Raw genomic sequence first — 12,307 nt, 5'->3', positions numbered from 1 at the left:
GTATCACCACGACCGTCCGGCTGTCGCTGCTGCGTGCGCCCACGTTCCCCGACCCGGACCCCGACAGCGGTGTCCACCGGTTCGGCTACGCGCTCGTTCCGGGCGCGGGCATCGCCGACGCCGTCCGCGAGGGATACCGCGTCAACCTTCCGGAGCGCGAGGTGCCCGGCGACGCGCGGGTCGCTCCGCTGGTGGCCGTCGGCGGCGCCGACGCCGACGCCGTCGTCGTGGAGGCCGTGAAGCTGGCCGACGACGGCTCCGGTGACGTGGTCGTCCGGCTGTACGAGGCGCACGGCGGGCGGGCGCGGGCCGTGCTCACACCGGGATTCGAGGCCGCCCGGGTCGTGGAGACGGACCTGCTGGAGCGGCCGTGGGACGACGGGCCGCAGCGGGCGGCGGTGACCTCCGTACGGGACGACGGAACGGGAACGGTGGAGCTGTCGCTGCGGCCGTTCCAGATCGTCACCCTGCGGTACGTGCGCGCACCTCACCCTCTGGAGGTATACGCATGACCCGCTCCCTCGCCTTCGCTCTCCCGTTGCGCCTGTGGGAGACCCCCGACGTCAGCGGCTGGCGGCGGCTGCCCCTGCACGCCGTCCCCCGTGGTGACCACGGCGACCGCGTAGCCCTCGACGGCCACTGGCGCTTCCAGCTGCTGCCGAGCCCCGACTCGGAGCCCGCCGACCACTGGTCGCGACTTCAGGTACCGGGATGCTGGACCATGCAGGACTTCGACGACATCCACGGCGTCGGCGACCTGCCGCAGTACACCAACTTCCAGATGCCCTGGCCCGAGCCCCCGCCCCACCTGCCGCCCGTCAACCCCACCGGGGTGCACGAGCGCGAGATCCACGTCCCGGAGCGCTGGGCGGGCCGACGGGTCGTCCTGCACGTGGGTGCCGCCGAGAGCGTGCTGATCGCCGAGGTGAACGGGGAGCCCGTCGGGGCGGGCAAGGACGCGCACCTGGCGAGCGAGTTCGACGTCACCGGTGCCCTGCGCACGGGGCAGTCCAACACCGTGCGGCTGACGGTCGTGAAGTGGTCGGACGCCACCTACGTCGAGGACCAGGACCACTGGTGGCACGGCGGCATCACCCGCTCGGTGTTCCTGTACGCCACCGACCCGCTGCACCTCGCCGACCTCCGCGTGACGGCGGACCTGGCCGAGGGCGGCACGGGGCGGCTACGGGTCGACACCGACGTACGGCACACCGGCGGGCTCCTCCCCGCGGGCTGGTACGTCTCCGGACGCCTGGAGGAAGTGACGAGCCCGGAGAGTCTGGACAGCCCGGAGCACCTGGACGAGCCGCTCACCGCCGAAGCCGTCCCGGACCACAGGAGCTCCGGCTGGCGGGGCGGGGCCACCCTGACGGCGACCGTCCCGGAGGTGCGCCCCTGGTCGGCCGAGACACCCGAGCTGTACGAGCTGACGGTGCGGCTCCACCACCCCGACGGCACGGTCGCCGACGAGGCCGGCTGCCGCGTCGGCTTCCGGACCGTCGAGATACGGGGCCGCGACCTGCTGGTCAACGGCGAGCGGGTGTTCATCAGGGGAGTCAACCGGCACGACTTCCACCCGCTCACCGGCCGGGTCCTCAGCGAGACGGACCTGCGCGCCGACCTGACCGTCATCAAGCGCTTCGGCTTCAACGCCGTCCGCACCTCCCACTACCCCAACGACCCGGCGCTCCTCGACCTCGCCGACGAACTCGGCCTGTACGTGGTGGACGAGGCCGACATCGAGAGCCACGGCCACTACGACGAGATCGCCCACGAACCCGGCTACCGCGCCGCCTTCCTCGAACGGGTGGCGCGGATGGCGAGCCGGGACAAGAACCATCCGAGCGTCGTCGTCTGGTCGCTGGGCAACGAGAGCGGCTACGGCCCGAACCACGACGCCGCCGCCGGCTGGCTGCGCCGCTACGACCCGACGCGCCCCGTGCAGTACGAGGGCGCGCTCGGCTCCGACTGGTCGCGGCCGGGAACCGCCACCGACATCATCTGCCCGATGTACACGTCGATCGACGCGATCGTCGCGCACGCCGCCTCGGGCGAGCAGACCAAACCGCTGATCCTCTGCGAGTACTCGCACGCCATGGGCAACAGCAACGGCTCCCTCGCCGACTACTGGACAGCCATCGAGTCGACCCCCGGCCTGCAAGGCGGCTTCGTCTGGGAGTTCTGGGACCACGGCATCCTGCAGCGCGTCGCCGACGGACCGGGCGCCGGCCGCCCGGCGGGTCCCGGTACCGCCGACGGGTACGCGGCCGGGATCGCCGCACCCGGCTATCGCTGGGCGTACGGCGGCGACTTCGGCGACGACCCCCACGACGGCGCCTTCTGCGCGGACGGGCTGGTCCTGCCCGACCGTACGCCCAAACCCGCGATGTACGAGCACCGGGAGATCGCCGCACCCGTGCGGCTGCGACTGCTCGACTCCGGTGACGTCCTGATGGCCAATCACCAGCACTTCCGCGACCTGGCGTGGCTGACCGGCGAGTGGCGGCTGGAGACCACGGACTCCGCCGCCGTCCGGTCCCCGGCGCTGCTGCCGCGCCTCGGGCCGGGGGAGAGCGTGGCGCTCCCGATCCCGGCGGAGCTGCTCGCCCGGCTGCCCGAGGCGGGCGAGGCATGGCTGACGCTCTCCGTCCGCGCCGCCGCCGACCAGGCCTGGGCGCCGCGCGGCACCGAGGTGTGCGCCCCGCAGGTGCGGCTGCGCGGTGAGGCACGCGGACTTCCGGCCCGCGCCACGGTGCGGGGGCGGTCGGCGTCACCGGTGTGCGTGGACGACCCGGGGCAGTCGGTCTCACCGGTGTGCGTCGACGACCAGGGGCTGCTCGTCCACCCCCGGCTGGCCGCCCCACCCGTGCTGAGCCTGTGGCGTGCCCCCACCGACAACGACCGGCTCGGCGGAGCCGCCGACCGCTGGGCGGAGCAGGGCCTGCCGTCCGCGGCGCGTTCACTGACGGACATCAAGCGGGACATCACGCGGGACGGCGAACGCGTGGTCGTCCGCGCGGAGTACCTCACGGCGGCCGGTACGGTCCTTCACGAGCAGGTGCTGACCCCGCTCGCCGGAGGGACGCTCCTGGTCGAGGAGACCGCGGTGATCCCGGACGGGCTGGACGACCTGCCCCGGGTCGGGACGGTCTTCACCGCTGCCGAAGGACTCGACCAGGCGCGGTGGTTCGGCCACGGCCCGGGAGAGACGTACCCCGACCGGTGCGCGGGCGGGCCGGTCGGCCGTTACGGCGCACCGGTGCGGGAGCTGTTCACCCCCTACCTCCGGCCCCAGGAGAGCGGCGGCAGACACGGGGTGCGCTGGTTCTCCCTCACCACGGGCGAAGACTCCGGCACCGGCCTCACCGTGCACCTGGACACACCCCGCCAGGTCGCACTCACCCACTACACCGCCGCCGACCTGGCCGCCGCCCGCCACCACGACGAGCTCACCGCCCGGCCGTGCGTCACCGTCCACCTCGACGCAGCCCACCGAGGAGTCGGCACCGCCTCCTGCGGCCCGGACACCCTGCCCGCCTACCAGGCAGGGCCGGGGACCTACCGATGGTCGTGGACGCTGCACGAGAGCTGAGCACATCCGACGTTCACGCGCTCCCAAGTGTCCGAATCACCCTCTGTCCCACTTGATGAGCTCATGTCACCGTTGCTGCTGTTCGGTGACCGTTCGATGCCTCGCTCCGAAGACAGCGGGCACGGTCGCCGGCAGAGGGGGAACAAGGCATGTTACGAAGAGCCAGAGTCGCCATCGGACTGGCCGCTGCCGCACTGGTGGTGGCCCTGTCCGCGCCGGCGGGGCACGCCGAATCGACCACTTCGGCAGCACCGACGGCGGCTGGATCGGCTGCCGGATCGGCCGCTGGATCGGCCGACGACCACGCTGTGTACGTCGTCCAGCCGCGATCCGACGGAACCACCTACACCGCCGTCTACAGCCCCGCGCCCGGCGTGACCGCGGACGAGCTGAGGGACACCCTGCGTCGGCAGGGTGTCCGCGGCGTACAGGAGCCCGGCTCCAGGAGCGCCACGATTCTCGCCCGCTGTGCGCCGTTCGTGGGCACCGCCGCCGCGTGGTGCGGACACAAGTGGGACTACGGGCCGTTCAACGACCCGCAGGTGTACTTCCTGGATCACACCAGTGACTCCTGGCCGGTGACCGACGCTCAGGTCGACTGGTACCAGGCGCCCGGGATCGACGCGTACTACCGCTGGTACACCGCTGGCTGTCCCGGCGGCGGCCGCCACTGCGTCAACGTGTACAACGGCAGCTACGGCACCGACTGGTACGGCGTGACCGAGGCCACCACCTCCAACGGCTACTTCGGCACGGTCACGGTCAAGCTCAACGACCAGATCACTCCGAACACCTATGCTGCCCGACGCAGCGTCGCCTGCCATGAAATGGGACACGCCCTGGGCCTCGAAGCCAACAACTCGACCAACAGCTGCATGTCCGACCCGGAGTTCCCGCAACACCCGTCGTCGGACGACTTCGGCGTCCTGAACCAGCTGTACCCGAAGCCCGGCACCTGATCGGCACCTGATCGTCAGGGGAGCCGGAGTCCAGGAAGCGTACGAGTCCGCGGCCCCCGGATCGGCTTTCGTTCCGGGGGCCGCGGGCGTTCGCTGCCGTCGTGCAGGATGAACACATGGAACGAAAGGGAGAAGAGGGCGAGCCCGGCAGCGGCTCCGCCGTCGGCGGCGCGCTCGCGACCGGCATGTCCATCGGCCTGTGCTTCGGAGTCGCCTTCGGGCTGCTCATGGGAAACCTCGGCCTGGGACTCGCACTCGGTCTCGCACTGGGCACGGCCGTCGGTGCCGCCGTGGGCAGAGGCCGGCAGCGGCGCGGCGAGGCTTCGGACGGCGAGAGCTGAGGTGCCGGGTTCCAGCGGGCCGGGTCCGCGTCGTAGTTCTCGCGGGGCTGTTCCACCCTGGGGAGGTTCGCGGTGGCCCAGTCGGCGAGGTGGGCGAAGAGCGGGGCCAGGCTGCGGCCGAGCGGGGTGATGTCGTACTCCACGCGGGGCGGGACCTCCGGGTGGTAGGCGCGTTCGACGAGGCCGTCGCGTTCGAGCCGGCGCAGGCACTGGGTGTGGACCTTCGGCGTGATCGTGGTGATGCGGCGCTGCAGCTCAGCTCGATTGGGTGATGGTTCGGGGCCTCCCCGTCGCCTCTGGCCGTACCCACCTGGCCAGGTCGTGCAGGGAACTGGCCTCCCGGGTCCGGACCACGCACAGGATGCGTGTCGCCGCCCCGGGGTTGAGTACGCCGGGGACCAGTGCGCCCAAGACCGTTGGTGGCGTGCGGCTGAGTCGGTCTCACTCCTGCTCAGTCTCCAGGAACGGTGTTCGACGGCGCTGGTGCGTTGTTCCTGCACGACGGTGGGGCCAGTGCCCATCGGCTGAGCCCGCGGGACATCCTCGACGTCGCCGAGGCCGGCGGCGTCGGGCGGGTGGTGCGTCAACGGCGTACCGTCAGCGCGCCGTTCGGGACGTGGGCCTGCCCGTCGTCGATCCCGACGACATCGCCGCCGTCGCCGCCGCCGTGGCGCTGCGCGGGAGCGGACACGCCGGGCAGGTGCGTGAGTTGACCGGGCCCGGCCTCGTCACGCCGCGCGAGCAGGTCCGGGCACTCGGGGAGGCGCTCGGTGAGCCGGTGCGGTTCGTCGAGCTGAGCGAGGACGAAGCCCGCGCGCGGATACTGGAGTTCATGCCGGAGCCCGTCGTCGGGACAACCCTCGCCATCCTCGGCGCGCCCACGCCCGCCGAGCGGCGGGTCTCCCGACGTGGAGCGGGTGCTCGGCCGGCCGGGCCGTACCTTCGCGGACTGGGCCCGGCGTCACGTCGCCGCGTTCCGGTAGGGGCAGGTAGAGGCTGGTAGGGAGCGGGATCTCGGGGGCTGCTCGGGGTCTTCCCGGAGGCGTGTGCAGGGGGCCGCGTGGTTCCCCGGGCGTGCGGCGATTCCGATCACTCCTCCTTCGGAGGCATGACAAGTGTCACCGTGGGCACGATGTACCCGGCTGCGGCGGCGAGGAGGCTGGTCGCACCGGGCACGGACAAGCCCCGGGACATCGGTACCCGACGAACCGGGCACAGGCATGAGGAGGCCGTCATGAACCGCCGGATCCGCATCCGTACCAGCCGTCGGCCCTCCGCCCCGCGCGACCTCACGATCGACCGGAGGACGCCGTCGGGACGGGTTCTGCCGTACTGAACAGGGGCCTCGACGCGGGCCTCGCGAACGGCAGTTGATCACGGGGCCCACCGTCACCCGGAATTGTGGTTGACGTCCCGTGGGCTCGTCCGATGTGCTGCGGTGGTGACCGACCTTCACATCAGACGCGTGGACGGTGACGCCCCTCTCGAGGACCTCGAGGACTGGCAGCACGTTCACAACACGATCATTCCCACGCACTTCCTCTCCCTGGACGACGTCCGAGGGCGGGCCGGACGCCACCACCTGGAACTCGCCCACGTCGGCGGCGTCCTCGTCGGCAACTCCACGGTCCGGCCGCCCGAGGACGACACGGCCACGGCCACGGTGATCGCCCGCGTGCTCGACGGGCACCGGCGGCAGGGATTCGGCGAGGAACTGTACGCGCGCGGGCTGGAGCGGGCCCGGGAGCTGGGCGCCCGGGTGATCGAGACGGTCGTCCTGGAGTCCAACACGGACGGACTGCGCTTCGCGCTGAAGCACGGCTTCGTCGAGATCGAGCGCTACCTGCTGGACGGCGACACGATCCCGTGGATCGACCTGCGCCTGGCCTGACGGGCGACCCACCAGGCGGACCACGGGCCGCCGCTCACACCGCCAACGGCTCCCGGTTCACTCCGCCGGGAGGTTCAGCTCCAGTGGTTCGACGCGGCCCTCCAGCATGGCGCCCAGGCCCTCGATGGCGCACAGTTCGGGGCGTTCGGCGATGCTCACCGGCATGCCGGTGGCCTGTCGCAGCATCTGGTCGAGACCCGGCAGCAGCGCGCTGCCGCCGACCATCATGATCCCGCGGTCGGCGAGGTCGGCCACGAGGTCGGGCGGGCAGTCCCGCAGTACCTTGCCGATGCCGTCGAACAACGCCGTGAACGGCGTCTGGATGGCGTCGCGCACGGCGGCGGTGTCCACCTTGACGGACCGGGCGAGCCCGGTGGCGACGTCCAGCCCGTGGATCTCGGTGGAGGCGGGGCCCTGCGGGGTCAGCCCGTTGCCGGACAGGGCGAGCTGGAGCGGCCGTACGGACTGGCTGGGCAGGATCAGCTCGTGCTGGTGGCGCAGGTGCTGGACGATCGCGTGGTCCACGGCGTCACCTCCCACCGGGATGCGCTCGGAGGCCACGATCGAACCCAGTGAGACAACGGCCAGCTGGGTCGCGGCGGCACCGCACACCATGATCATGGTGGCCTCCGGGCGCTCGACCGGCAGTCCGGCGCCGACCCCGGCGGCGATGAGCGTGTCCACGAGTTCGACACGCCGGGCGCCGAGGCCCACCAGCGTCTCGATCGCCGCGCGCCGGCCGAGCGGGTCCGCGTCGTTCGGGGTGCAGGCGGCGGCGCGCAGGAAGGCCTTGCGGCGCAGCGTGCGGCGCACCTTGTCGCCGAGCAGGTGGCGCAGCATGCGCTGGGCCATCTCGATGTCGACGACGTTGCCGCCCGACACGGGGCGGACGACCCTGATGTAGTGGGGCGTACGCCCCGTCATCCTCTCCGCGAGTTCCCCGACCGCGATCAGGGCGCCGGTCCTGGTGTTCACGGCGGCCACGCTCGGCTGGTCGACGACCAGGCCGGCGCCCTTCACGTACACACGGGTTCGGGACGCGCCCAGGTCGACGGCGAAGTGACAGCGGCGGAGCTGATCCAGCCTGGCGGTCATGGGGTCCTCCCGGTAGCACGGACCGCGTGGTCCTGGGTGGCGGTCTTCTTGCATCGTGTGCCGGAGGAGGGGTGCGGCGCCCTTCTGGATGGGCCGGGTGGGGTGCGGCCGGACGGGTGGTGTCGGGGTGGTGTCGCGTGTCGCTGACAGGGGGTCAGGCGGGGCGGACCGCTTTGAGGAGGGGTTCCAGAGACGTGACGGTGTACCGGCAGCCTGCCTCCCGCAGCCGCCGCTCCTCCTCCTGGCCGGTGGCGTACCCGATGAACGGCAGACCGAGGGCGGACGCGGCGGTGAGCTCGACGACGGACGAGCCGATGAGGACGGCGTCGTCCGGCGCGGTGCCCAGCCGCTCCAGCGCCCGGAGCAGGCAGTCGGGGTGCGGCAGGAGGAGGGCGGGGTCGTCGGAGCGGCCGTGGACTCCTCCGGACGTCGGCCCGGTGAGCCCCCGCCGCGCGAGGTAGGCGGCGACGGCGTCGGACGAGTGGTCCGTGACGACGGCGACGCCCAGGCCCCGGTCCGCGAGCGCGTAGACCAGGGGCCCCGCGAAGGGCGTCGGTACGGCGGCTCCGAGGTGCCGCTGCTCGATCCCGTCGAGCGCGCGGCCGATCTCGGGTGCCAGACGGTGGTCCGCGAGGGAGCGCAGGAGGCCCAGCGGGTCGGGGTGCTCCTCCCGGAGGTGCGCGGGAGGTCCCTGAAGGAGTGGTTCCGCGCCGTCCGGCGCGTCGTCGGAACGGCGCAGCTCGTCGAGATGCGTGGTCAGGGCGTCGGCCATCCTGGTCCGGCGGCTCGCCGGGACACGGGCGAGGGTGCCGTCGAAGCCCAGGAGGACGGACTCGGTGTCGGCGAGGACCAGGGCCAGATCGTCCGCGGGCGCCGTGCCCTCGCCCCTGTCCCGCGTGATCTGGTCCAGCCGCGGTGAGGGGCCGGGCGAGAGCCGCATCGCGAACGTCACCGACAGCCCGGGGACCGGCCATCCGCGCAGACTCTCGTGCACGGCGCGCTGGGCCGTGCCCGCCCAGCGCAGCGGATGACGCCGGGTGATGCGCGCGGCCTCCCGGGCGAGGTGCTCAAACAGCTGTTCCGCCACGTCGGAGGACTCGCCGCGCACGAACGCGAGCGGGTCGTCCACCTGCCAGGACAGCTCGGCCGACGCCACGAACGTGGTACGGCCCGCACCGGGCAGCAGCAGCTGCCGAGCGGCCTGCTGCGGGGTCAGATCCACCTCGTAGTACGTGATCCGGGAGGGCACGGGACGGTCGAGGTGCGGTCCGTCGGGGTCGAGCACGGTCGGCGTGCCGTCGGGCTCGGTGTACACGACCGCGCTGCGGCCCTGGCGGGGCGGGCGGATCTGCGCGAGATGGCGGACGGCGAAGGGACCCCGCACGAGATCGCGCTGCCCGGGCTCGGGGGCCGGCTCCGGGAGGTCCAGCGGGAGGTACCAGGCGAGGGGCGGGGCGTCCGGCGACGGTCCGCGCAGAGGCCGGAACCCGGCCGTGTCGACGGGGAGGCCGGTGGCGGCCGTCAGCTCCCGGTACAGGACCGCGGAGAGCACGACCACGACGTCCGTGGGGGACTGGCCCAGCGCGGACCGGAGGTCCGGGGGCGCGGCCGGGTGGTCGGCCCGGGCGAACCGAGCCGTGTGCCAGAAGGTCACCCGGATCCCCGGCGGCCCGTCCACCTCCAGCAGCGCGCCGGGCAGCTCGCGCAGGACCGCGTGCAGGACGGGCAGCACGGGGGCGCCGGGTTCGGTCACGACCACGTATCCGTTGTCGCGGGCGAGCAGCTCGTACCGGCTCGGGTCCAGGTCGCCCAGCGAGAGCAGCCAGGGGAGGGTTCGGCCCAGAAGGCGATGGGCGTCCGGGTGCGGGTCCGCGCCGGTGATCTCGACGGTGAGGGTCGCCCGGCCGCTCTCGGGGGCGCCGCGCTGGGCGAGCGTGTGCAGACGGCGGAGGTCCTCGTGGTCCGGGTACTCCTGGAGGAGGGGGGCGAGGTCGGCTGCGGCCTGCTCGAAGTGGCCCAGTTCCAGGTCGAGTTCGGCGCGAGTGACGTAAAGCGAGAGGCGGAGGGCGCGCAGCCGGGTGCGCGCCGCGCCGGCTGCGGGGCCGGGGACGCCGTCGAGGGGGTCGCCGTGCCAGAGGTCGAGGGCGTACTGGAGGGACGCGCGCGCCGCCGCCGGATCGCCCTCGGCGCGGCGGGACTTCACCCTGGCCACGAGGTCCTCGCAGCGGAGTACGTCGATGGTGGTGGGTCTCGCGTGGAGGGCGTAGCCGTCCGCCGTGGTGGCGAGGAGCCCGGGGCCGAGGGCGGTGCGCAGGGACGAGGCGAGGACGGCGAGCTCGCGATGGGGGTGCTCAGGCGGGTGCTGTCCCCACAGGCCCTCGATGAGTTCGTCGTTCGTCACGGTCCTGCCGTTGCGCAGGAGCAGCATGCAGAGCAGGGCCTGGGGCGCTCCGTCGCCGATCGGCCGCGGGTTCTGCCGGCTGATGCGCACGGGGCCGAGCAGACGGTACTGGTACCGGTCCGCGGCGACCGCGTCCAGCACCTCGGTGAACGAGGGCGCCAGGAACAGGCTCCTGCCCTGGCGCTGTACGTCGAGAGACGGGTTGAGGAGCCGGTCGGCGGCCACCGGGAACCGGGCCCGGAACAGCGCGAGCCGACGCGGAAGACGGGGCTTCGGCCTGTCGTCGGGCGTCGCCAGCCCTCCGCCCAGATCGATCAGCAGGCGGCCGAAGTCCTCCAGGTCCTTCGACTCGGTGCGGCCGTGGACGTTCCCCAGGGCGAAGCCGGTGATCTTCACCGTGCCGTCCGGGGACAGCAGGAGAGCGGGCGGAGCGAACCGGCCGTGCACCAAGCCCTGTTCGTGCACGGCTTCGAGGCCCTGCGCGACCTGGCGCGCCAGGGGGGCCATCAGCCATGACGGCAGCCGGAAGCCGCCCTCGGCGGTGAGCTCGGCCACGGAGACACCGTCCACGAACTCGGTGACCAGGTACGGGACATCGCCCTCGACGCCGTGGTCGTGGACCGCGATCACGTGTGGGCTCCGGATGCCGGCGAGGAGGCGCGCCCTCTCCAGGAACGGTTCGTGCTCCCGCCGCGAGGAGTACTCGTACACCACCACGACCCGTTCGAGGCGCGTGTCCTGGGCCAGCCACGCCTGCGGCGAGCTCATGCCCAGGCGCCGCACGAGCCGGTACCTGCCCAGCACCACCCGCGCGTCCCCCGCAGGCGCCCCGCCCAGCCGCCGCAGGCTCTCCGCCCGCACCGCCGCGAACGGCTCCCCCCGTGCCGGGACGTCCCCGTCGCCCGGCGCCGCGATCCGGAACTCCCGGGCCGCCACTCCGGCCCGCTCGTCGATCAACGCGCCCACGCGAGCGAGGAGTTCGGACGTCCGCCCGTGGGCCGTGCGCGGCAGGGTACGCAGGAGCAGTTCGCGCACACCGGGGCGGAAGGCGTACGACCCGGCCGGCCCCGGCACCGTGGTCAGCAGGCCGCTCAGTATCACCTCCGCCAGGTGCTGGGGGCGCGGTTCGGGCTCGATCGCGGCCTGGAGGAGCCGCATCACCGGCAACTCGGGTCGGCCGAGAGCGAGATGGCCGGCGAGACGGAAGGCCTCCGGCGACGCCACGGAGCGGAAGCGGAGGACGAGCTCCTCCGGCGAGAGCCGCTCCACGTCGCTGCGGCCCAGTTCGTCGACCGGGTCCAGAGGAGGCACCGGCCCCAACAGGGCGACGGAACCCGGCAGTTGGCCCGCCCGGCCCAGAAGCTTCGACCAGTTCGCGAGCCAGGGCGCCGAGGGTTCCAGGACGGGCACGGGGAGCGAACCGGGCTCGGCCACGTCCGTGACGTACGACTCCACCTCGTACGCCGAGTTGGGCGCCGCCGGGGAAGGGGCGGAGAGCCGAGCGGTCGCGGCGGGCAGCGCCGTGGTGCGCCACAGGTGCTCCGGAAGCGGCTGGACCACGGCCACCGGCATCCGCGCGGCCCATCGCCGCAGCGTGCGGTACCAGCGGTCGCCCGCCGCGCCCTCCCGCCACTGCGGGCCCATGCAGTCGGAGACGATCAGCGTGACGGTGCGGCCGTCGGCGTACGACTCCTGCGAACCCGGCCGTCGTACCGTGCCGTCGGCCGCCAGCCGGTGCGACTCCACCGTCCGGAACACGCCCGACTGCGCGAGCGCCGTGCGCAGTTCGCGGACGAGGGGGCCCCAGACGGGCATGGTCGGACCGGAGTCGTCCACGAGGTGCAAGGTCAGCCAGCGTTCGGTCGCCGGGCGCAGGACGGGCTGCCACCACCGGGGTGCCGCGCCGAGCCGGGCGATGCGGTGGGCCGTCGCCTCCTCGTCCACCTCCTGCCCGAAGGGCGCGGGGACCCGGCGCTTGAGGGGGCGCAGGGCGCGCTGGAGGGCGAGGGGGTGGGACAGCATCGGGGG

The 12,307-nt window shown here is 73.2% G+C and carries 7 protein-coding genes and 2 pseudogenes; 6 read left to right on the top strand and 3 right to left on the bottom strand.

Translation table 11 applies throughout. The features are described 5' to 3' along the window. From FNH08_RS30410 to FNH08_RS30395, 4 genes are all read left to right on the top strand, one after another. Positions 1 to 512 (top strand): glycosyl hydrolase-related protein (locus FNH08_RS30410; RefSeq protein ID WP_228034451.1); only part of this gene is annotated, 512 nt, incomplete at its 5' end. After that, a complete protein-coding gene (locus tag FNH08_RS30405) occupies positions 509 to 3,592 on the top strand; it encodes a glycoside hydrolase family 2 TIM barrel-domain containing protein (RefSeq protein WP_152774739.1) in 3,084 nt (1,027 codons plus the stop codon). The genes FNH08_RS30410 and FNH08_RS30405, both read left to right, overlap by 4 nt. Positions 3,593 to 3,741: 149 nt before the next feature. Further along, positions 3,742 to 4,551: a zinc metalloprotease gene (locus FNH08_RS30400; RefSeq protein ID WP_152774738.1), complete on the top strand. Its 810-nt coding sequence runs from the start codon at positions 3,742 to 3,744 to the stop codon at positions 4,549 to 4,551. A gap of 116 nt (positions 4,552 to 4,667) precedes the next feature. Further along, positions 4,668 to 4,892: a hypothetical protein gene (locus FNH08_RS30395; RefSeq protein ID WP_152774737.1), complete on the top strand. Its 225-nt coding sequence runs from the start codon at positions 4,668 to 4,670 to the stop codon at positions 4,890 to 4,892. Positions 4,893 to 4,909: 17 nt separating this feature from the next. Here FNH08_RS30395 and FNH08_RS52360 read toward each other — a convergent pair. Then, positions 4,910 to 5,149 (bottom strand): annotated as a pseudogene (locus FNH08_RS52360) (winged helix-turn-helix transcriptional regulator); the annotation flags it as partial. 183 nt (positions 5,150 to 5,332) lie between these two features. Between FNH08_RS52360 and FNH08_RS30385 the strand changes: the two are divergent. After that, positions 5,333 to 5,875, top strand: a pseudogene (locus FNH08_RS30385) (NmrA family transcriptional regulator); the annotation flags it as partial. Between the two features lie 458 nt (positions 5,876 to 6,333). After that, positions 6,334 to 6,783, top strand: a complete 450-nt coding sequence (locus tag FNH08_RS30380) for a GNAT family N-acetyltransferase (RefSeq protein WP_322725775.1) — start codon at positions 6,334 to 6,336, stop codon at positions 6,781 to 6,783. Positions 6,784 to 6,840: 57 nt separating this feature from the next. On the opposite strand, the gene FNH08_RS30375 is transcribed toward FNH08_RS30380, so the two are convergent. Next, positions 6,841 to 7,878 (bottom strand): rod shape-determining protein, encoded by a 1,038-nt coding sequence (locus tag FNH08_RS30375; RefSeq protein ID WP_152774735.1) that lies wholly within the window; start codon positions 7,876 to 7,878, stop codon positions 6,841 to 6,843. A 154-nt stretch (positions 7,879 to 8,032) separates the two neighbouring features. Continuing rightward, a partial coding sequence (locus tag FNH08_RS30370; RefSeq protein WP_152774734.1) for an SAV_2336 N-terminal domain-related protein occupies positions 8,033 to 12,307 on the bottom strand: 4,275 nt, incomplete at its 5' end.

The sequence above is a fragment of the Streptomyces spongiae genome, from assembly GCF_009377185.1.
In the GTDB taxonomy this organism is placed as follows: domain Bacteria; phylum Actinomycetota; class Actinomycetes; order Streptomycetales; family Streptomycetaceae; genus Streptomyces; species Streptomyces spongiae.
This window is presented reverse-complemented; position numbering and strand designations above follow the sequence as displayed.

Coding starts and splice junctions, on each gene's coding strand:
- FNH08_RS30405 (WP_152774739.1), top strand. CDS start 509: ATGACCCGCTCCCTCGCCTTCGCTCTCCCGTTGCGCCTGTGGGAGACC.
- FNH08_RS30400 (WP_152774738.1), top strand. CDS start 3,742: ATGTTACGAAGAGCCAGAGTCGCCATCGGACTGGCCGCTGCCGCACTG.
- FNH08_RS30395 (WP_152774737.1), top strand. CDS start 4,668: ATGGAACGAAAGGGAGAAGAGGGCGAGCCCGGCAGCGGCTCCGCCGTC.
- FNH08_RS30375 (WP_152774735.1), bottom strand. CDS start 7,878: ATGACCGCCAGGCTGGATCAGCTCCGCCGCTGTCACTTCGCCGTCGAC.